The organism is Lysinibacillus sp. FSL P4-0201 (assembly GCF_038593425.1).
GTDB classification, from domain to species: Bacteria; Bacillota; Bacilli; order Bacillales_A; family Planococcaceae; genus Lysinibacillus; species Lysinibacillus capsici.
In genome coordinates, this window is sequence record NZ_CP151995.1 from 1,268,821 (window position 1) to 1,290,415 (window position 21,595).

Consider the following 21,595-nt stretch of genomic DNA (forward strand, 5'->3'; position numbering starts at 1 on the left):
GTTGGCATAACATGAGAATTATTCTTTCCAGTACACCGATGAAACAAATAGGTTTATTCATCAGCTGTTTGATTCTTTTGCTGGCATTTATAATCAGCATAGCTATTGGTCAAACGTCCATACCTTTTTCGTCAATCTATGATGCTATTTTTCATTTTGATGCTGCTAACAAGGAGCATGTCATTATTCGAACATCTAGATTTACAAGAGCTGTGATCGCTACAGTAGTTGGCGCAAGCCTTGCCATTGCGGGCGCATTAATGCGAGCATTAACAAGAAATCCTTTAGCAGCTCCTGATATTTTAGGTATTAATGCAGGGGCCATATTTTTTATTGTCAGTGCTATTACTCTTTTTTCCGTTCAATCTTTAATGAGCTATATGTGGATTGCCTTTTTAGGGGCAGGTGCAGCGGGGGCGATGGTTTTTTTCCTAGGCTCATTAGGAAGAGATGGGTTAACACCGATAAAAATAGTATTAGCTGGTGCAGCGATTACAGCTCTATTTGTCTCGTTTACGCAGGGGCTTTTAGTCATCGATGAACAAGGTTTACAAAGTGTCCTGTTTTGGTTAGCGGGTTCTGTATCGGGGCGTAGTATTGAAATGCTCGTGCCTGTCCTACCGTTTATTTTAGGAGTGACAGTCGTGGCAATATTTATGGGGCGTTCAATCAATATTTTACAATCAGGAGATGATATTGCCAAAGGATTAGGACAACGAACAATGCTCACGAAAATCACGCTAGGCATAATTATTATCATACTGGCAGGCAGTTCAGTAGCTGTTGCAGGTTCAATAGGCTTTATTGGCTTGATTGTCCCTCATATGGCGCTCCATCTTGTTGGCACGGATTATCGCTGGATTATTCCCTACAGTGCCGTGTTGGGAGCAATATTGCTACTGTTGGCTGATATTGCGGCAAGATATGTGATTATGCCATTGGAAATGCCGATTGGTGTCATGACAGCCTTAATCGGAGCTCCTTTCTTCATTTATATTGCACGAAAGGGGTTAGCAAAAAATGCCTAATTATGTGTCGGTTCGAACGAAAACTAATCGTATATCTTTTCAAATTGCTAAAAGAACGGCTTGGATTCTACTACTTTTAAGCTTATTATTAGTCCTCATAACGGTTCTTGGTTTATCTGCGGGGAGCGAGTTTATCCATCCTGTCACTGTGGTGAAAGAATTATTAGGCTATGGCAATGGAGATTACGATTTTGTCTTACATACATTAAGGCTCCCGCGTGTGTTGATGGCCTTATTAGTTGGTGCTGCGCTGGGAGTGGCCGGTTTAATTTTACAAGGAATTATCCGTAATCCTCTTGCTGCCCCAGATATTATTGGTATAACGAGCGGAGCATCGATGGGGGCAATTATTTTTATCGTGTACTTTATGGGATCAGTCAGCATTCAATTTTTACCGTTAGCTGCTATATTAGGTGCTGGTATTGTCTCCTTCATCATTTACCTACTATCATGGAGAAAAGGAGTCACACCAATTCGAATGGTACTAATTGGAATTGGCATCTCAGCTTTAGCAAAGGCGGTTGTGACGATGCTGCTTGTAATCAGTAATGTAGCCGCTACAACGAAAGCCTATTTATGGCTGACAGGTAGTTTGTATGGAGCCAATATGCAGGATGTCTATTTGCTATTACCGTGGCTAGTCATTTTAGTGCCACTAACATTTATTTTAGCAAGAACGGTGAATGTGAAGGAATTAGGCGATGAAATAGCGATAGGGCTAGGAGTAAAAGTACAAGTGTATCGTTTACTTTTTCTACTCATTAGTGTCATGCTAGCTGGTTCTGCAGTAGCTTTTGCTGGTGGCATTGCCTTTGTTGGATTAGTGGCTCCTCATATGAGCAGAATGCTTGTTGGGCGTTCCTTTGCAGGATTAATTCCTGTGACAGCTATTATAGGTGGGATCATTGTCATTGTGGCTGATATGGTGGCACGCACAGCCTTTTTACCAAAGGACTTACCTACAGGAGTCTTTACTGCTGCAATTGGCGCACCATTCTTTATTTATTTATTATTTAGAACGCGCAATCAATAAAGCTTTATGATAAAAAAGTTAAAAGCGGGAGAAGAAGGTGACAGGAATTTGAAACATGTCTTAGAAGCACAAAATTTACATGTAAGCTATGGAGAAAATCTTATTTTAGAGGATTTGAATCTTCAAATACCAAAAGGAAAAATTACAGTACTAGTTGGGGCCAACGGTTGTGGAAAATCTACACTACTTCGGACATTTGCACGATTACAAAAAGCGAAGTCGGGTGAAATTTTTTTAGATGATAATAAACTAGATGCCATTTCAACGAAAGAGGTAGCGAAACGTTTAGCTATTCTACCGCAGGGCCCTGTTGCACCAGAAGGATTAACTGTTCAGCAATTGATTAAGCAAGGTCGTTATCCACACCAAAGTTGGTTAAAGCAATGGTCTACGGAGGATGAAAAAATTGTAAACAATGCGCTTGCAGTAACGCAGATGACTGAATTTGCCGATCGTCCAGTAGATGCATTATCAGGTGGTCAGCGGCAACGTGTATGGATTGCTATGACATTAGCGCAAAAAACAGATCTTATTTTACTAGATGAACCTACAACTTATTTAGATATGGCTCATCAAGTAGAAATTTTAGATTTACTATTTGATTTAAATGACAAGGAAGGGCGTACCGTCGTTATGGTATTACACGATTTAAACTTAGCCTGTCGCTATGCCCATCATATTGTGGCGGTACGTAATAAACAGGTTTATGCCCAAGGCAAGCCAGAGGAAGTGGTGACAGCAGTGATGGTCCAGGCTGTTTTTCGTATGGATTGTACCATTATTAAAGATCCGCTCTTTGGGACACCTTTATGTGTGCCACATGGCAAGGGGCGAACAGTTCAAACAGTGGAATTAGAGGAGGTAGGGATCTGTTGAGCCTATCACTGTCAGCTGAAGAAACATCCGTGTTACTAAGAGAGTATCGATTGTCGATAGAGCCTGCAGTAGATGCTACATACTCTTTATATGCCAAAAATTTATTGGACAATGAACAAGCTCTAGATTATTTACAAAAAATTGCCCATTTCTTTCAATCGCCTTCTATCCTAGTTACTGCATCGTTGTTTGCGAAGCGCTATAGCGTTTTAACGATAGCTTCAGCCTTCTATGCTATGTCCAGATACGATAAAGGACTACATTGCTGAATTGAAAATATGTGGGTAGAAGCGGAATCTTCAAAACCTTGGCTTCCTACTATTCGGCTAATCGATTGCACAGTGTCTATACCTACTGAAGACCGTGAAAAATGGCGTGATGAGGTTCTTAGAGAAATCTTTGCGAATAATTTAGCGAAGGTTTGGCAGTCATTAGCGAAAATAAGTAAAATTCCAAAAACAATCTTATGGGAAAACACAGCTATTTATGTGAATTGGCTCTATGAAACGAAAATAGGGGAAGGAGCCAGTGAGCAAGAAAAGGCTCGTATACAAGAGGATTATCACTATATTGTAAACCAAGCACCAGGCTCCATTTTTGGAGAAAGGAAAAATCCTTTGACAAACTATTGTGGTCCTAAAGTGACAATTATGGAATCGGAGCAACCTGTACGCTTGAGAAAAACATGTTGTTTCTATTATCATACCTCTGATGAAGCAAATGATTATTGTATCTCCTGTCCAAAAATAAAAAGATAATCATAACAACAAAATCTCTAAACCACCAAAAGTGAGTAAACACTTATAGCCTTTCATAGGTGTTTACTCACTTTTATTTTTGACCATCAATACCTGCCATTAAATAAGGAATTGCAGGTTTGATAAATTCTTCGGGCTGTATCTCCTGATTGCTAGTTCTCCATTCTATAGAAGCGCCATAGATTCCCCAGCTTAATATTACAGCAGTCATTTTTAGCGCTTCGTTCTCTGTCACTGCATTTTGTTTCAATAACATTTTGTAAAAGATAATTTCAAGCTGCTCTCTAATAATGCGAGCAATTGTCTCTTCATAGCCTCTATGACAACGATTAGACAATGACTTTTGAAAATTAGTTATCGCTTTAAAGAGAATAATGAAAGCTCCTTCATTAAGTTCGTTATGCTGTAGAAAGTCATCATTCAAATTAATTAATAATACTTCTGATAGGACCTTCTCTAACAAATCATATATATCTTCAAAGTGATAATAAAAAGTCGCACGATTAATCATGGCCTCTGTCGTAATATCCTTAACCGTTATATCCTTGAACTCTTTTTTACTAGAAAGTGCAATGAAAGAATCCATGATTAATTTACGAGTCCGTATAACACGAAGATCTGTCTTAGATGAGGTCATTACTTACACTCCTTTTTAAACAATTTCTTCAAAGTGTTGTATAAACAACAATTCAAATAGATTATTGGTTTATTGATGATTTTATTATGAATAAAATACAACTGTAAGGCAAATAAGAGAGTTATATATTTATATTTAATGAAAGTAAGAAAAGGGGATAGTCTATTGAAGAATCATCCAATGGTTTGTGATTTAGAGACAGGTGTATGTGGAATAGCTGGCGAGGAGGAATTGGGGATAATTGATTTTAATCAACCAAAGAAATCCATTGAAGTATACTATGTAACGGATCCAATATGTTCTCATTGTTGGGCACTCGAACCCGTTCTTCGACGTTTTATCGAGCAGTACGGACACTATTTTAACTTTCATACGATTATGGGAGGATTACTAGAAAAATGGGGTGATGGTCCAGTAGACCCTGCTAATGGAATATCTGGACCTGCTGACGTTGTAGGACACTGGAGAGAAGTTGGAGAATATTATCGCATGCCAATAGATGGAACAGTGATGATGAACAATCCAGTGCAATCATCCTATCCACCATCTCGTGTTTTTAAAGTGATTCAAAAAAATCAGCATGATGCTATAGCATTTGAATATTTGCGCAGAGCAAGAGAAGCGCTATTTGTATTTAATCAAAATATTGCAGATACATCCGTTATGATTGACATTGTAAATAGACTGGGGCTTGATGGAGCGGCTATTGTAAACGAATCAGAACAAACAAGCGGGCAACAGTTATTAAATGAAGATTTTGACCTTGCAAGAAATCTAGGCGTAAGAGGATTTCCAACTATTATTATGATGAATGAAGATAATAAAGGGTTGAAAATTGTTGGTGGGCGTCCATTTGTAAACTATGTGGAAGGACTAAAACAGGTTCTCAATTTTGAAGAGCTGCAACCAAAACAACAGCCATCTCTTTTAAGCTTGCTTGAAAAAGAAAAGCTTCTATTTTCGAAAGAAATTGAAGTCATGTATGATTTGGAAAAGTCAGAGGTTATATCTTATGTGAAAAAAGAGCTTTCATCAGATCAATATGAAATGAAGGAAATACTTGGTGAATGTTATATTACTACTAAATAATGAGGAGAATGACAATGACATACGTATTACAAGTAGATTTTAAATTGGATGGACCATTTGGTGATGTGATGGCAGAAGCGTTTTCTGACTTAGCAAAAAGTATTTATGAAGAGGAAGGACTTTTGTGGAAAATTTGGACAGAGAGCCCTGAAACAAACGAAGCGGGCGGCATCTATCTATTTGAATCAAAACGCACAGCTGAACAATATATAGCAATGCATTCAAAAAGGCTAGCTGAATTTGGAATCACTACTATCAACGCAAAAATCTTTGCTATCAATTCAAAACTGACTGAAGTTACGAAAGGTCCAATAAAACAATTAAAAAATCACTGATGCATCATAGAATTACTAGCTAATTCAAAGGAGTCTAATTTCTAATTAAGAAGTTAGACTTTTATTTTATGAATGTATAAATATTCTGAATATTGTGAGGTTGAACCAATTGCGTTGTAGCGTTTACAATAGTTTTATATCACGTTTATGTTATAAAAACATGAATAATTTGAGTGTTTTTCTGTTTAATGCTCAATACTTCAAAGCTTTTAAAATCGTTCTATAGCAGAAGGAGGGATGAGATGTTGAATGAAAACAACATATTTTTGCTTATATAGTAGTACAACAATTGATAAATAAATGTTTCTTATAAACACTATTTTAATTGTTGTTATGCAAAATACATAAATTATTGAGATTAAAAGAGATGAGGTTTTATAAAAAAATGAAAAAGTATTCTGTTGCTACATATTTTTACTTCATTATTCCGTCTTTAATTGGTGTCTTTCTATTTATGACCCCCATTTTAACGGAAGAGGGCTGGAAAGTACCCATTGCCATATTAGCCAATGTTTTAGCGGGGATTGTGGCCCCGATCATTAGCTATTTTACAATTGGAATGTTTGCCATCTCTGCAATTGGTGCACTTATAGCGAAATTTATCCCTCGTAAAAATGCTAAAGAACCTAGTATGTTGGATACATTGTTTTATGTTAATTGGTTTTGGACAATTACTCGTATTATCGGTTTAGCCTTTGCTTCAATGGTGGTCTTCGATTTTGGACCTTCTGCCATCAATAATGAAAATACGGGTGGACTTCTCATGGATCCAAATGAGGGACTTGTGACGTTTTTATTTACCATTTTTTTGTTTGCGGGTTTCCTTTTACCATTTTTAACAAACTTCGGTTTACTTGAATTTTTCGGGACAATGATGGTGAAAATTATGCGGCCACTGTTTAAAAGTCCAGGGCGTTCTTCAATCGACGCTCTTACGTCATGGGTAGGTGATGGCACAATAGGTGTGTTAATGACCAGTAAACAATATGAGATGGGGAACTACACAAAAAAAGAAGCTGCGATTATTGCCACAAGTTTCTCAGTAGTGTCCATCACATTCTGTATCGTTGTATTGGATACTGTACATTTGGCACGCTATTTTATTCCTTATTATTTGACAGTAGTACTTTGTGGAATTGTATTAGCCATTATTATGCCTCGAATCTATCCACTTGCGAAAAAGGAGGATACGTATATAGATGGGACACCAGTGGATTATTCACGTGAGAAATTACCAGAGGGCTATAATTCTGTTTCACATGGTTTAGAAAATGCACTTGCTATTGCGCATGCAAATCGTGATCCTCGACAATTTTTCAAAGATGGCTCTAGAAATGTAATTGATTTATGGGTAGGTGTGGCCCCTATCGTTATGGCTTTTGGGACAATTGCCTTAATGCTTGCTGAATTTACAAGTATTTTTGCGATTTTAGGAAAACCGTTTGAACCAATTTTAACCGTCCTTGGCTTGCCTGAAGCGGCTGAAGCAGCGCAAACAATGGTCGTAGGCTTTGCCGATATGTTTCTACCTTCTATTTTAGGTGCAGGGATTGAATCGGAAGTTACTAGATTTGTTATTGCTGTTGTTTCTGTGTCACAGCTGATCTATATGTCTGAGGTAGGTGGACTTATTTTAGGTACAAAAATTCCATTGAAGTTTTTGGATTTAGTCGTCTTATTTATACTACGTACGCTTATTTCTCTTCCAATTGCAGCATTGGTTGGTCATCTACTCTTCTAACTAAAATGCCAAGTCTTAAATGGACTTGGCATTTTTCATAAACAGATTGTGATCGATTTTCTTTAGACGTCTCCATAACGTAAGCATGTAGATAAAGAGTACAAAAATGATAAGATAGGCACTTAACATGGAGCCTTCCGTATTTCCCATAATGTTGAAGAAATTATTCAGTCCATGGAAAATAATTGTTACGATAATTGATTGACCTTCCAATACAAGTAAAGCTAGAACAAGGCCAACTAAAAGAGCATAGATGATTTGAAGAATCGTATCTTCTAGAGATTGGCCACCTAGTAATTGTAACGCATGTGTGACGCCAAACAATATACTAGAAATCCAGACAGCAGAAAAAGCCCCTTTTGCTAATAGCATGCGTAGCATAATGCCTCTAAATACAGACTCCTCAATAAACGCTACTATGAAAATTTGCATGATAAACATGACAATTAAATCACTAATAGATGTCATATTCAATCCTTTTGTGCTTACTAAGATGATGCCTAAAATAAGAAGAAGTGGTAAGGTGATGAAGAAATGATTCTTTTTAATAGGATAAAAGAAATATACTCTCCATTTCTTTTTCGCCGCTATATACATGAAGAGCCCTAATGCAAATGGGATTAACAGCGCAAACTGTAGAAAAGGGCTTAAAGGTTGTTTGATAGAAACAAAGGCACCATTTAAAACATAGAAAAATATGAGTAGAGACTCTAAACCAATTATTTTTATCAACATTTTTGGGTTCATGTTATTATCTTCCTCCTATTCTATTTATACAGGATTGACAGAAACCTTTCGCATACTAGCTGAAATAACTAGATAGAGGAAAATACTAAAAACAAACATGCTCCCTAAAATCGCTAATATAGATGAATTGGCTAATAGTTTATACAACGGAGAATACCATTCAAAGATCACCATTAATATAGGTATTAATGCAAGGAAACCAATTAAGCTATAGCCTCCTAGTATGCCTAAACGATAAAAAACAACGTTAAGGAGAAGGCCAGAACTTAGACAAAATAAAAGCAAGACCGTATCCAATACTACTGTTTGGAAAAATGAATGGGTAATATCAAAAAATAAGATAGGGTGGATGATAATAATATCTTTGATATTGAATAGGGTAGAAACATAAGAAATGATTTGATGAGTACACGCAATAATCAAGGCACCGACCAGACTCCAGCTGAAAAAAAATAGCCCGACATACAACATATATTGCTGACGACTTAATCCTAGCTTTAAAAAATAGGGTAAGGTTTTATTGAGAAGTTTTGTTGCCATCATACTGTAAAAAATATAAACAGGAATTGAAATAGTCATAGCAAATGATACATATTGACCAAAAAATGCATCTAAGAAAAATGACAAAAGCACGATAGAAAATAAAATGCTCCAAAAAATAATATTTTGCTTCTTATAGCTTTGAAATAAGATATAAAAACTGCCTTTCATCGTGTTCATCGCCCCGACCTCACTTTCTGTTTACTTAAATAGACGAGCATATCTTGAAGAGAGACAGATTCAAGCGTAATGTTCTGATCTTCAATGGATTGACCATTTGCGAAGACAATAGCTGTCATCTCTTGCATAAATGTATGTTGATAGATTACTTGTAAATCCCCAATTGCTCTCTCAACATCTGAGGCATTGCCTTTTACAGCCACAATATGCTCTCGCCATTCATCAGTGGTCTTTTGGAGCAAAAGTTCGCCCTCATGTAGAATGAAAATTTCCTCAAATAGCTCGCTTGCCTCATCGATTAAATGTGTAGATAGAATAAATAATCGCGGATTTTCTGTTTGCTGCTCAATTAACAAATCATAAAACATATTACGCGCTGCTACATCTAAACCGATATAAGGTTCATCAAATATAGTTATAGCTGTACAACTCGCAAAGCCTGTAATAATTCCAAGTGCAGAGACCATCCCTTTTGAAAGATTACGCACTTTATCTTTTGGATTCAGGGCAAATATTTGTAGCAGTTCTTGAGCTAGCTCTTCATCCCATTTTGGATAAAAGAAGTGATTGGCCTTTAATGTTTGGGCAATGGTCATTTCTTCTTGAAAGTTGCCACTTTCAGCGACAAAGCAAATATCACGTAATGTGGAAGGGGCATTGAAGACATTTTCTCCGTTAACTAAAATTTCTCCGCTTGTTGTAGAGATGAGGCCTGATAATAAATTTAAAAAAGTTGTTTTACCAGCTCCATTGTGACCTAAAAGGCCAATAATCTTTGGTCCCTCCATGGTGAAAGAGATATTTTTCAAAGCTGCTTTATGTTTATAGGATTTCGTGACATTGCTCACATTAATTTTCATTCATGATCCCCCTAGTATCAATTTTTGTAACTCTTCATCTGAAATGCCTAGACGTCTTGCTTCCTTTTTCAATGGTTCAATATGTTGCTGGAAAAAGCTTTCTTTACGCTCAGTAATTAAAATATTTTTGGCGTCTGCATGTACAAACATACCGACACCTCTCTTTTTATAAATGACGCCCTTATCCACTAATTCATTCACGCCTTTCCCAGCAGTTGCAGGATTAATCTGGTATTCTTTTGCAAACTCATTTGTAGATGGAATGCGATCTTCAGGCTGTAGCTGTCCATCTAGAATGGCATCTTCTATTCTTTCACGTATTTGTTGGAAAATGGGCTTTTCGTTATTTAAAGAATGAATCACAATCCACCTCACTTGTTAGTTGGTTAATTACTTGTGTAACTAACCATATAACTTATGGCATCCATTGTCAATGATTTGGTAAAAAAATGTACAAAAATTTTTACATGAAAAAAACCTTCTCATTCTTGAGAGGGCTCTAAGTAAACTAAATATATGAACATGTTATTCATGAAAAAAATTCCTTCACTTTCTATATTTGAAAATAGATTGCATCACAAAATATTATCAAAAAATCCTAGTAACTTGGCAAGAGTTCCATTTTTGCATATGTGTCACATAACCACTATGCATATACTGTGGCAAGAGGGGGGGAGGTGAGCTTTTATGAGAATTAATTGGAAGGTTCGTCTTCAACATATTCCATTTCTACTAGGGCTATTTTCATTGTTGCTCTTACTCGCACAACAAGTGGCTGCAATTTTTGGCTATGATTTTACAGGTGTGATGAGTGAGCAAATATCATCTATTTTAAATACAGTCTTATCCATTTTTGTGTTAATGGGGGTCATTGTCGATCCAACCACACGTGGCACTAGTGATAGTGAACGTGCCTTAATGTATCGGAGACCGAGATAAAATGAACAAAAAGTGTAATTTTACAATAAGGATAAATATGTTATAATGTTAGAAAATTGATAAAGTGGGGAGGATGATTGAATGTCCCTTGAATTGGAGCGCAGAATTGCGAAGCTCGAGGAGGAAATGGCAGATTTACGTCAGGAGTTGTCAATATTAAAAGGTTCGCAAAGCACTGAAAAAAATAATACTCTTGATGCCAGACAGTCGATGATCAAGCAATCAGAACCAATTAAACCAAAACCAGTACTGGAGTCGAAGCCTATCCCGACTAAAGTAGCGGAAAAAGAAGTGCAACCACAGCCATCGATGGAGGAACGTGTTATGTGGGCACTTCCAAAAGTATTCATGGTTATTTTAGTAATGGGCGTACTTTGGGGTCTAAAACTTGTCAGTGACTATGGCTATTTATCGGATGGCGTGAAAATCATCCTTGCCTATGTACTATCGTTGGGATTGGCGGTTATTGCCTATGTACTAGAGCGTAGGAAAGTAGGCTCATCGGCTATAACGATTTCTTTATATGGTGGGGCATTTATTGTCGGTATTTTAACAACCGCAGCAAGTGCCATATTATATGAAATCATTGGTCTTATTCCAGCACTAGGCATTACGCTGCTTTATATTGGCTATGGTATTGCTATTAGCTATTTGAAGAAAAATGAAGCACTAACTGTTTTTGTTGCCTTTACATCATTATTACTACCTTACTTACTAGAATATATGGATTTTAGTGCTGTCATTATTTTATTATTTGTGGTCGTATTGTTTGCTGCATTGCAATTAGTTATTTACCAGCACAAGCAAAAACTAGCCCTTTATATCGCCACATTCTTTTCAGTGCTAGCAGTGAGTGTTGTAGCATTTATGAATAGTGATCAACAAGTAGTTTTTGCACTTGGCTTACTTGTAATTCTAGCAATCTTTTATGCAATATGGTGTTTACTGTATAACGCACAATCCAAATGGAAGCCACTTCACATTGGACTCCAATTTTCTTTAGGCTCATTTAGTTTATTACTGCTGAATTTAATCATTCGTTCTCTTGAAAATGGAGAAATGCTACTCCTCATTTTAATGGCTTTATTTGGCGCTGTAGCGTTTTATAGCTATCGTCAAAAATGGCAGGAGGTACTGGATAGTGCTGTGACACTTGTGTTTATCACCTTCTGTAATATGATACTTCTATTGAATATTCCGAATAAAGTGGATGATTTATTGTATCCTTTGATTGCATTTGCAGGCGTGATGATGAGCTTACGAATACGTGCAAGTATGATGAAGGTCGTTACTTCACTTTCCCTTGTGATGACATTTACACTAAACTTTGTTTTCCATGAAGCAAGTCCATTTTTCAGCATCGATCATTTAAGCTTATTTATGCCAATCATCTATTTCATCATTATTTATTTATATGCAAGACGTCCAAAAGAGACACTCTCACCTTTTGAAAAGGTCATGAAGGATTTGTATGTAATCGATATTTTAGCAGTGGTCACAGCTGGCTATTTCTTAGCCTATATTAGCAAGCTAGATGCCGTATACTTTACAGCCGCAAATGGCATTCCATATATGGTGTGTATCGTACTAGCTGTCTTATTTACTGGTTCTTTATTTGTAGAGGAAACTTACAAAGGACGTGCATTAACGCCAGTACTTGGTGCATTTTCCCTACTAGTCTCCTTGATGATCAGCACTAGAGTGTCAATGTTGGAAAGCTTAAACACTATCACTAGATTAATTTATTTAGCAGTGATTGTAGCGATTGTCGCTGATGTGCTTGTAAAAGGAATTATTTATCGATTGTACGAGGACCGTCTGGGGAAATATGTGGACGCCATTGTAAGTACGGGGATTGTGCTCACGATGATTTCAATATGGGGGCTGATCCATCAGTTTACGTTTAACAACGCCCTTGATTGGAAGCTAAGTATCGCCCTTACAACTATTACATTATTCTTAACTGCTAGTGTATCACTATGGATTAGTTCCACACATCATTTAAAAACATTGCGCACAACAGGCTTTATTATTTTAGTTATCGCATTTATTAAGCTAATTTTCTTTGACTTATCTGCCCTTGATTTACTGATTAGAGCTGTTCTATTTATTACCATTGGCGGTATTGGAATGCTATTGTCGGGTAGGTTGTTGAGGAAAAATGAATGAAGTTAGTGTGTATAGGTATCAGTAAATTGTAACAATAAAAATGTCAAAGCGTAGTTTAAACAGCGCTTTGACATTTTTGCTATAAGTTCCTCATCTCAGAACAATTAACGATTATCATATAAGCAATCACTAACAAAAAAAGTTTTGCTTATGAAATTAAGTAAGACGAAAAACAGCCATAAAAAAATTCTCATGGCTGTTTTGTCGCATTAATTTTCAATCATACTTGTTTCCTCAGTCCAGAAAAGATTATCTTTTACATTTGGAGTAGGGTAATCTGATGTTTCTGTTTCAGGTACAACACCTGGAGGTAGAGGGGTAGCAGGTCCTCCATAAGTGATACTAGTACCTCCGCTTGAAGATATATTATTTGCAACTACAATACCTGTAATATTTCCCCCTCCTTTCAAATTAATAGTGGCATTCGGTGCAATTATATATTGCCCATTAGTTTGCATGCCTCCACTAATTTCTATGCTTCTACCTCCTGAAATAATATTTCCGTAGATAGCAGCTCCTGATGTTAAAACCATGTTTGAGCTTTTATTTATAATAGATCCAACGATTTTTGAGTTAGCATTAAGATTTATTGTAGATGATCCTTGATGATAAATATTTAATTGAGATGGATTCCCATTTTGGTTGAAGGGGCCAATGAAATTAGTTATATTTTTTGCATATATATTTAGCTTCCCGTTCCCTTTAATAAAAATTTTCCCGTTTTTAATATTTAAATTATCTATATAAATATCAACCTCTTTATCTCCTACATCAATTGTGAAATCATTACCTGTATCCACAGTGAAATTTCTAAACTTAATACTTGAAGATCCTGTAGAAAGGTTTAACGTATATTTTGGATCTCTCCATGTATGGGGAGCGTTATAGTTTCCTTGATTGTCAATAACATCATACGGATTCCATTGATCTCCTATTGTTTGTTTAGATGCATAAGATATATTGTTTGCAGCTAAAAACTTATCATCTGGAAAAAATGTTGGGGGTAGATAACTTTTCGGATCGATATTCAACTTCGGAACGGTAGTATACGAAAGCCAGTGATCCGCAATTATATTATTTGGATTTTCTAAGCTTATATCTCCATTAACTTTTGCTCCACCTTTAAGTGTAAAAGTACCATTTTGCAAACTTACATTTCCTGTAACAGAACCACCCTCTGTAATGGAGATATTTCCTGAAACAATTGAAGCATAGCCATCAGGGAAGCTACCAGGTGGTTGTTCATTATTATTTTCACCAGTGCCATCACCACTATCACCGTCCTCCGAAAACGGAAGACGAGGTTCAATTTCGATTTCTTGCGTTACTTCTCGTTCTTTGGAGCCTTCAATGCTGCCCTTTGATACAATATTAATTCGATAAAGCAATGGTGTCCCATCTGCTGGTAATTCAGTATCTAATGTAATAGATGCCACTTTTCCTGTCGAAATGGCATGTGATTCTAGTATAGAAGGGGCATTTTTAAACGCTTTAAATTCACTATTTAAAATTCTTCTGTATTCCGCCTCCGCCTCCGCCTTTTTTAAACGAGGAAGCTGAGGTCGAGTGCTTTTTCTTCTTGTATTTTCACTATCAATCCATTTCGTAATTTGCTGATAGGACCTACTTTGAATTTCTGATAATTCTTTTTTTACTTCTAATTTCGCTAAACTCATCCCCGCCTCAGCAATATAAAAGACAGCCTGATCTTTTCTCTCGTAGTCTACTTGTTTTAGACTGTTAGAAGAGACACTGAGTAAAGAAATACCAAGGATTGAAATAATCACAACTAAAAATAATGCAAGGGCAAGTGCTGAACCTCGTTGATTTTTAATTTGTTTACTCATTATTTTCCTCTCCTTTGAGTAATATCTGTTGCTGCTGTTTGACCATCTTCACTTATAATTTCAATAGCGCCTCCACTGATCGTAAATGATGATATTTTATATGCAATGACTTCATCCTTGCCATTTGAATTTCGAATAATTTGATTATTTTCTAATCTATAAGTTGATACAACTTCCTCACCTAACAATAATGTGTGTAATTCTTTCGGAGGGTCTGTTGTATCATCAGATTCTGTTATAAGGTTATCACTTTTTCGAAAATCCTTCGTAATTACTTTTAAGGCAAAAGATAAATCCTTAATCTCACGATTATGTGTACTTTGCTCGAGTTGTTGCTTTGTAGCAGATGTTACAATACTAATACTCAGCATGGATACGACGGCAAGAATAACAACGACTGTGAGCACTTCAAATAATGTAAGACCTTTGCTATTTAAGAGCCATTTCATCTTATTTTGCCCCCCCAAGTATATACACATTTTCCATTGTAGCTTTACTATTTGTACTATTTTCAATAACTTCTAGATGTACATAAACCGCATTTTTATAAGCGGTATCTGCAGGAAATGTTTCTAATATTAAATAGTAGGTAAAACGATCTTCTTCGTGTGGTAGATATTTATACATTTGGTTAGTGGGTAGAGAAGATGAGGACGTTTTAGCATTCTCTTCATCTAATTCATAGCCACCTGCTAAATCTTCATAAGTAACAGCTCCACCAGATGCATTATAAATCTCCTCCATCTTTACTTGAGCGGCATAAGTAGCATCCATAATATCATTTGACTTGTGCGTTGTCTTATTTGATTGAACGAGCAAGCCAAAAAATGAAATTAACACAATGCCTATTATTAAAAGGGCGGCAACAACTTCAATCAAAGTCATGCCTTGATTATTTTTAAGATATTTTATCAAAATCAATTCCCTCCCTATATTACTATTGATCTATCAATAGTTTGGTCTATGTTGAGTAACCGAAAATATATTGTATGTCGATATTTAGCTCTATTTTATTTTATTGATTTATTTTACAGTGTCTTTGTCCACTCCTATGATCATGTGGACCTCACGGAGCAACGCTTTATCAATAGATTGACCACTAACAAAGCTTTCATCATTTGGTGTTCATAATCATAAATTTCATATAGAGTGTGTAAAACCTCCTAAATATCATAATTATTTTTAATGCTAAAGATATAGTTAGCTTCAATTTATTATAAAATAAAAAATTCTTAATATGTATGTAAGTTCAAAAAGATAATGAATTGAAATAGTTAATTAAGGCTATTATAACAAATTCTAAATATGTATCGAAAAAAATTAAGGTTATTCATAGTTCTTTGTGACTAAATGTTGAATTATTTTTGAATTTTCATGTGAAACATCTAGTCAAAATCGGAACAAAGTTGCATTTTAGTAGTGCCAGAATACCATAGTTGTAGTATCATTTGTATATAAATAGAAAAACCACTAAGTTAAATAAAGGATGATGTGGATGAAAACATACATAAAAATAATTAGCTTGTTTTTGGTAATTGTTCTAATTGTGGGATTTTTTGTTCCATCATTTGTGCTAAATGACACAGTTTTTGCTAAAGAAGGTCCTAAATCTTCAACTATTGGGGGTATTAAGATCCATGATGTGAAAACAGTAGATTTAGCAACTACGCTACAAAATGCAATTTCAGAATGGCAAGGTGCCGAAATGGAAATTGTTAGTGATGGTATAGCCAAAACCATTGACTCGAAACAATTTGTTTTTGATCCATCAGCAGCTATTGCTCAGTACGAAATGCTGACTAAAAAGCCTTGGTATGCTTTTTGGTAAAAAGAAAAAGTAGTTCATATTCCCATTCCTGTTACCGTCAATGAAGCGATTACGCAGCAAATAGATGAAGCAGGTGTTTGGGATACAGATAAAACACTCCAGAAACTAATCTTACAAGCCAGCTATTTGAAGGAGCATAAGGTCGAAGCCGTTATCAATGAAGGTTCCATGCAAACCGGGGAAAGGATTGCCTTTCAGATTGCCGAGCTACCAGCAAATAGTCAAGGAGTAGCAAAAATCATTCCGTTATTAAATGATGTAAATCTAGTTCCAAATCAATCCATCTCGTTGCTTACACTTTTAGGTGAACAGGCTGGGGTTGTCAATGATGCAGGTTTAGATTTTGTGGCATCAATGCTATATAGTGTAATTCTTCAAACGGATTACGAAATTTTAGAAAGACACTCTCAGGAAATAAATCCAAGCTATTTGCAACAGGGAATTGAGGCAGATATCAATGCAGCATTAGCAAAAGACTTACAATTTATTAATCGGTCTGAGCAGCTCGGTAAACTGAAAGCATCTATAGAGGGTAATCAATTAAAGATAGAAGTTTTTGCAGCCGCGAAAGACAAGGACATCACAGTACGTGTTAGTAAGGATAAAATTGTAAAGCCACGCATTATTTATCGCTATTCGAAGGAGTTAAAGGCTGGACAAGAAAGAGTGGAGCAAGAGGGGAAAGAGGGTTCAAGAGTGGAAGTATATCGTTCCATTGTAGAGAACGGAGCAACAGAAGAACAATTCATTAGTAGAGATTATTATGCACCTCAAAATCGAATTGTTACGCGTTCTTCGCAGGAGCCTGTTATTATCACAACGCCTACTCAGAACGTAGGGGCGGGTGCATCAGATCCTGATTTAGAAGTGGATTTAGATGGTAATGGTTTGCCTGATGTGAAACCTTCAAAATCAGAGGAAACAAAGCAAGAAGATGGACCAGAAATTGTCTATGGCTACTATGATAAGGGTGGTAATTTTGTACAAACAAGTCCATAACGATTGGAGGTATGTTTATGGCAATGAAGCCAGGGCGTAAACGTTTAGGAGATTTACTGGTGGAATCAGGTGTTATCACAGCTGACCAGCTTGAGTACGCATTAACTACTAAGATGAAAAATGAGAAGCTTGGAGATTTCCTTATCAAAGAAAATTTCTTAACAGAGCAGCAGCTTATTGAAGTCTTAGAATTCCAGCTTGGTATCCCTCATATCAGTCTGAATCAGTTTTCAATTAGTCCCGAATTATTACAGCTAATTCCAGCGGAGCTGGCAAAGCGGACAAATATTATGCCGATTCGCAAAGAGAAAAATAAATTGTTTATTGCAATGGAAGACCCGATGGATTATTTCGCCATTGAGGAAGTTCGTATGACGACAGGCTGTCAAATCGAGACAAGTATTGCGGCAAAAGATGATTTATATCGGACGATAACAAAATACTATGATTTACAGGAATCAATGGATGCGGCAATGTTGGATTTGGCTGCCACAAGTACGGAAACACAAGAGGAAATAGAGAATGAGGATTCACCTATTGTTCGTTTAGTGAATCAAATTATTGCGAATGGTGTCGCACAGCGCGCTAGTGATATCCATTTTGATCCGCAAGAAACAGAGCTTCGTGTCCGCTATCGGGTAGATGGTGTGCTACGTACTGAGCGATCCTTGCCAAAGCACATGCAAAACGTCGTATTGGCGCGTATTAAAATTATGGGGAATTTAAATATTACAGAAAATCGTATTCCGCAGGATGGACGTATTAAAACCAATGTTAATTTTAGACCTGTCGATATCCGTTTAGCTACACTACCAACAGTTTATGGTGAAAAGGTAGTTATGCGTATTTTAGATTTAACTAATTCAGCCAATGATATTGATAAATTAGGCTTTAGTGCAAGTAATGAAGCACTTTTCAGGAAAATGATAGCCCATCCAAACGGTATGATGCTGATTACTGGACCAACAGGCTCAGGTAAGTCCTCTACGTTATATGCGGCCCTTTCTCATTTAAATGAAGAAGGCGTCAACATAATTACGGTTGAGGACCCAGTGGAATATCAGTTAGATGGTATCAATCAGATTCAAGTAAAAGAGGAAGTCGGCTTAACATTTGCGGTAGGGTTACGCTCAATTTTACGACAGGACCCCGACATTGTAATGGTAGGGGAAATTCGTGATCTTGAAACAGCTCAAATTGCTATCCGTGCTTCACTAACAGGCCATTTAGTATTAAGTACACTGCATACTAACAGTGCCATCGAGTCTATCTCACGGCTCCATGACATGGGGATCGAGCCATTTTTATTATCCTCTTCCCTTGTAGGAATCATGGCGCAACGTCTTGTACGAAAAGTTTGTCGTGATTGTGCTGAACCATATATATTCACTTCTCGTGAACTAGAAATACTTGAGGAGAATGGGGTGGAAGGCAAAACACATGGTAAAAAAGGGCGTGGATGTCCTGCCTGCAATCAAACAGGCTACAGAGGACGTATGGCGATTCATGAAATCCTCCCTGTTGATCGCCAAATAAAGGATATGATTTTAAATCGTGTTGGTGATCGCGTCCTCCGTGATTATATGAAAGAAAAAGGCTACCATACCCTATTAGTGGATGGATTACAAAAGGTTGTAGCAGGCCAAACAACCACTTCAGAAATATTACGTGTTGCAAGTGCAGACTAGGGGTGAAAAAAATGACAGCATATTCAATCGTTGAATTATTAACACGTGCATTTGAAGAAAAAGCATCTGATCTTCATTTAACAAAAGGTATTCCACCAGTATATCGTATCCATGGGCAACTAGAGCATTACGGCACAATCCCACTTGAAACAGAGGATTTGAAGGCAATGGTAAAGGTCATTCTTCCTGTCCATAAACAACAGGAATTTGAGGATAAGGGAGAAACAGACTTTAACTTTTCATTGCCTGGGAAATGTCGATTCCGTGTCAATGCATACCATCAGCGAAATGAAGTGACGATTGCAGCTCGTTTAATTGAGGCTAAAATTCCTTCTATTGAAGCACTCAATATGCCACAGGTGTTATATAAGCTTGCGGAAAAACCACAAGGCTTAATTTTAGTAACTGGCCCAACAGGCTCAGGGAAATCAACTACCTTGGCAGCAATGATAGATCACATCAATGAAACAAGATCTAAACATATTATTACGTTAGAGGATCCAATTGAATATTTGCATACACATAAGAAGTCTGTCATCAATCAACGTGAGATTGGTGTCGATACAATGAGCTTTGCCAATGGTTTACGTGCATCATTACGTCAAGACCCAGATATTATTTTAGTTGGGGAGATGCGAGATTATGAAACCATTTCAACGGCTATTACGGCTGCTGAAACAGGGCATTTAGTTATGGCTACACTGCATACAAGTAGTGCACCAACGACGATCGACCGTATTATCGATGTATTTCCACCGCATCAGCAGAGTCAAATTCGTGTGCAGCTTGCGAATGTACTACAAGGTATTGTTTCTCAGCGTTTATTTGTACGTAAGGATGTAAAAGGGCGTATTGCTGCGACAGAAATTTTAGTACAGGCACCTGCTATTTCTAATTTAATTCGTAACGAAAAAATTCACCAAATTCCAAGTGTGATGCAGACAAGTAAAGCATTGGGTATGCACACATTGGAGTATTCCATGCAACACCTAATTACCACAGGTAAGATTTCACTAGAGGATGCAAGACCATATATGAACGCTGGTGATTATAGTTGACGATATTTCGTTATAGTGGTCGGACCAAAACAGGAGCACCTAAAAAGGGCATTATCGAGGCACCGAATAAAAAGGTAGCCATGGAAAAGCTTCGAGCACAAGGAATTAATGCACGAGAACTTCAGGAGTCAAATAGCATTTTACATAAAGATATTGCTTTTGGAACAAAAGTAAAGCACCAGGAATTTGTTATTTATTGTCGACAATATGCGACATTAATTCGTGCTGGCGTTCCTGTCGTTGAAGCGACCCATATTTTGGGTGAGCAAACCCGGAGTAAACCACTAAAGCGAGCATTGATGCAGGTTGAAGAGGATATTCGAAATGGTATGGCATTTTCAGATGCAGCAGGCAAACACCCAAAAGTGTTCCCATTGCTATTTGTCAATATGATGCGTGCTGGTGAGGCTACAGGGAACGTCGACGATACATTAGATCGTCTTGCAAGCACACTAGAGAAGCAATACAACATTAAGAAAAAAATTCAATCTGCCATGACCTATCCAGCGATTTTATCGCTTTTAACACTAGTGGTTGGTATGTTTTTAATGGTGTTTATTGTGCCAACCTTTATGGATGCATTTAAAGAAATGAATTTGGAAATGCCGTTAATAACGGTCATTGTAGTGGGTATTAGTGATTGGCTCATTCAGTTTTGGTACCTTGTGATTTTAGGGCTATTGGTATTAGTAGTGGGCCTTCACTATTTCTATAAAAATAATAAAGAGTTTCATTATGCCGTCAATGTATTTTTACTGCGTATGCCAATCTTTGGACAGCTTTTGCAAAAGGATATTATCGCGAGAATGACAAGAACCTTGTCAACACTCTTTAGCAGCTCCGTACCAATCTTACAAGCCTTAACAATAGTCGAAAAGGTTGGTGGTAATCCGGTAATGGGGAAAGTAGTACTGGAAGCACGCGATAATTTAGAAAAGGGTGGCACATTATCAGAGCCACTTGAAAAAAGCTGGCTATTTCCACCGCTTGTAACACAAATGACATCAATTGGCGAGAAAACAGGGTCCTTGGATTACATGCTCGAAAAGATTGCTGATTTTTATGAAGAGGAAGTAAACCGTGCCGTCGATACCATGAAGTCACTCATTGAGCCTTTAATGATTGTGGTACTGGCTCTAGTTGTAGGAGTCATCGTTGCGGCTATATTCTTACCAATGTTCCAACTATATGAAAATATGTAATGTTTACAATATTTATATGGATGCCCTTTTGTTCCGCTTAA

Annotated in this window: 23 protein-coding genes; 15 read left to right on the plus strand and 8 right to left on the minus strand. The window is 36.9% G+C overall.

Translation table 11 applies throughout. The features are described from left to right. Window positions 1-11 precede the first annotated feature (11 nt). From MKY76_RS06015 to MKY76_RS06035, 5 genes are read left to right on the plus strand one after another with little or no spacing between them, the layout of a single operon-like run. Window positions 12-1,028, plus strand: a complete 1,017-nt coding sequence (locus MKY76_RS06015; protein WP_066036574.1) for an iron ABC transporter permease — start codon at window positions 12-14, stop codon at window positions 1,026-1,028. Then, entirely contained in the window at window positions 1,021-2,061 is a 1,041-nt protein-coding gene (locus tag MKY76_RS06020) for an iron ABC transporter permease (protein ID WP_054550570.1), read from the plus strand. The genes MKY76_RS06015 and MKY76_RS06020 overlap by 8 nt, the downstream gene beginning before the upstream one ends. A 6-nt stretch (window positions 2,062-2,067) precedes the next feature. Next, on the plus strand, window positions 2,068-2,937 hold the full coding sequence (locus tag MKY76_RS06025) for an ABC transporter ATP-binding protein (RefSeq protein WP_342557517.1): 870 nt from the start codon (window positions 2,068-2,070) through the stop codon (window positions 2,935-2,937). Next, entirely contained in the window at window positions 2,934-3,206 is a 273-nt protein-coding gene (locus MKY76_RS06030; protein ID WP_342557518.1) for a hypothetical protein, read from the plus strand. Before MKY76_RS06025 ends, MKY76_RS06030 begins: the two co-directional genes overlap by 4 nt. A gap of 9 nt (window positions 3,207-3,215) precedes the next feature. Next, window positions 3,216-3,695, plus strand: coding sequence for an IucA/IucC family C-terminal-domain containing protein (locus MKY76_RS06035; protein ID WP_342557519.1), 480 nt, complete (start codon window positions 3,216-3,218; stop codon window positions 3,693-3,695). A 73-nt stretch (window positions 3,696-3,768) separates the two neighbouring features. Here the strand turns inward: MKY76_RS06035 and MKY76_RS06040 are convergent, their stop codons facing one another. Continuing rightward, entirely contained in the window at window positions 3,769-4,332 is a 564-nt protein-coding gene (locus MKY76_RS06040) for a TetR/AcrR family transcriptional regulator (protein WP_342557520.1), read from the minus strand. A gap of 165 nt (window positions 4,333-4,497) precedes the next feature. On the opposite strand from MKY76_RS06040, the gene MKY76_RS06045 reads away from it, so the two are divergent. The 3 genes from MKY76_RS06045 (at window position 4,498) to MKY76_RS06055 (ending at window position 7,497) form a co-directional block, all read left to right on the plus strand. After that, window positions 4,498-5,421, plus strand: a complete 924-nt coding sequence (locus MKY76_RS06045) for a DsbA family protein (protein ID WP_342557521.1) — start codon at window positions 4,498-4,500, stop codon at window positions 5,419-5,421. A 14-nt stretch (window positions 5,422-5,435) separates the two neighbouring features. Continuing rightward, window positions 5,436-5,756: a monooxygenase gene (locus tag MKY76_RS06050; protein WP_054550573.1), complete on the plus strand. Its 321-nt coding sequence runs from the start codon at window positions 5,436-5,438 to the stop codon at window positions 5,754-5,756. Between the two features lie 385 nt (window positions 5,757-6,141). Next, window positions 6,142-7,497: a YjiH family protein gene (locus tag MKY76_RS06055; protein ID WP_342557522.1), complete on the plus strand. Its 1,356-nt coding sequence runs from the start codon at window positions 6,142-6,144 to the stop codon at window positions 7,495-7,497. A 15-nt stretch (window positions 7,498-7,512) separates the two neighbouring features. Here the strand turns inward: MKY76_RS06055 and MKY76_RS06060 are convergent, their stop codons facing one another. Genes MKY76_RS06060 through MKY76_RS06075 form a run of 4 tightly spaced genes read right to left on the minus strand, consistent with a single transcriptional unit; the run spans window position 7,513 to window position 10,187 of the window. Next, on the minus strand, window positions 7,513-8,244 hold the full coding sequence (locus MKY76_RS06060) for a CPBP family intramembrane glutamic endopeptidase (RefSeq protein ID WP_048391371.1): 732 nt from the start codon (window positions 8,242-8,244) through the stop codon (window positions 7,513-7,515). 24 nt (window positions 8,245-8,268) lie between these two features. Then, a complete protein-coding gene (locus MKY76_RS06065; protein ID WP_342557523.1) occupies window positions 8,269-8,964 on the minus strand; it encodes a hypothetical protein in 696 nt (231 codons plus the stop codon). Then, window positions 8,961-9,824, minus strand: a complete 864-nt coding sequence (locus tag MKY76_RS06070; protein ID WP_342557524.1) for an ABC transporter ATP-binding protein — start codon at window positions 9,822-9,824, stop codon at window positions 8,961-8,963. Before MKY76_RS06070 ends, MKY76_RS06065 begins: the two co-directional genes overlap by 4 nt. Then, the gene (locus MKY76_RS06075; protein WP_048391366.1) at window positions 9,825-10,187 is read right to left on the minus strand and encodes a GntR family transcriptional regulator; all 363 of its coding nucleotides are present in this window, start codon (window positions 10,185-10,187) and stop codon (window positions 9,825-9,827) included. A 324-nt stretch (window positions 10,188-10,511) separates the two neighbouring features. On the opposite strand from MKY76_RS06075, the gene MKY76_RS06080 reads away from it, so the two are divergent. Further along, complete coding sequence (locus tag MKY76_RS06080) at window positions 10,512-10,763, plus strand: phage holin (protein ID WP_048391360.1); 252 nt, start codon at window positions 10,512-10,514, stop codon at window positions 10,761-10,763. A gap of 81 nt (window positions 10,764-10,844) precedes the next feature. Continuing rightward, window positions 10,845-12,932: a DUF2339 domain-containing protein gene (locus MKY76_RS06085; RefSeq protein WP_342557525.1), complete on the plus strand. Its 2,088-nt coding sequence runs from the start codon at window positions 10,845-10,847 to the stop codon at window positions 12,930-12,932. Window positions 12,933-13,141: 209 nt separating this feature from the next. On the opposite strand, the gene MKY76_RS06090 is transcribed toward MKY76_RS06085, so the two are convergent. Genes MKY76_RS06090 through MKY76_RS06100 form a run of 3 tightly spaced genes read right to left on the minus strand, consistent with a single transcriptional unit; the run spans window position 13,142 to window position 15,694 of the window. After that, a complete protein-coding gene (locus MKY76_RS06090; protein ID WP_342557526.1) occupies window positions 13,142-14,779 on the minus strand; it encodes a hypothetical protein in 1,638 nt (545 codons plus the stop codon). Then, window positions 14,779-15,228, minus strand: a complete 450-nt coding sequence (locus tag MKY76_RS06095; RefSeq protein WP_054550582.1) for a prepilin-type N-terminal cleavage/methylation domain-containing protein — start codon at window positions 15,226-15,228, stop codon at window positions 14,779-14,781. Before MKY76_RS06095 ends, MKY76_RS06090 begins: the two co-directional genes overlap by 1 nt. A 1-nt stretch (window position 15,229) precedes the next feature. After that, window positions 15,230-15,694, minus strand: a complete 465-nt coding sequence (locus MKY76_RS06100) for a type II secretion system protein (RefSeq protein WP_112117554.1) — start codon at window positions 15,692-15,694, stop codon at window positions 15,230-15,232. A gap of 580 nt (window positions 15,695-16,274) precedes the next feature. Here MKY76_RS06100 and MKY76_RS06105 point away from each other — a divergent pair. From MKY76_RS06105 to MKY76_RS06125, 5 genes are all read left to right on the plus strand, one after another. Then, window positions 16,275-16,607, plus strand: a complete 333-nt coding sequence (locus MKY76_RS06105; protein ID WP_342557527.1) for a hypothetical protein — start codon at window positions 16,275-16,277, stop codon at window positions 16,605-16,607. A 126-nt stretch (window positions 16,608-16,733) separates the two neighbouring features. Continuing rightward, window positions 16,734-17,606 carry a G5 domain-containing protein gene (locus tag MKY76_RS06110; RefSeq protein WP_342557528.1) on the plus strand — a complete coding sequence of 291 codons (873 nt, stop codon included), beginning with the start codon at window positions 16,734-16,736 and terminating at the stop codon, window positions 17,604-17,606. Between the two features lie 23 nt (window positions 17,607-17,629). Further along, window positions 17,630-19,294: a GspE/PulE family protein gene (locus MKY76_RS06115; RefSeq protein ID WP_048391675.1), complete on the plus strand. Its 1,665-nt coding sequence runs from the start codon at window positions 17,630-17,632 to the stop codon at window positions 19,292-19,294. 11 nt (window positions 19,295-19,305) lie between these two features. Then, entirely contained in the window at window positions 19,306-20,352 is a 1,047-nt protein-coding gene (locus tag MKY76_RS06120) for a type IV pilus twitching motility protein PilT (protein ID WP_048391346.1), read from the plus strand. Then, window positions 20,349-21,554 (plus strand): type II secretion system F family protein, encoded by a 1,206-nt coding sequence (locus tag MKY76_RS06125; RefSeq protein WP_036080216.1) that lies wholly within the window; start codon window positions 20,349-20,351, stop codon window positions 21,552-21,554. The genes MKY76_RS06120 and MKY76_RS06125 overlap by 4 nt, the downstream gene beginning before the upstream one ends. Window positions 21,555-21,595: the final 41 nt, after the last annotated feature.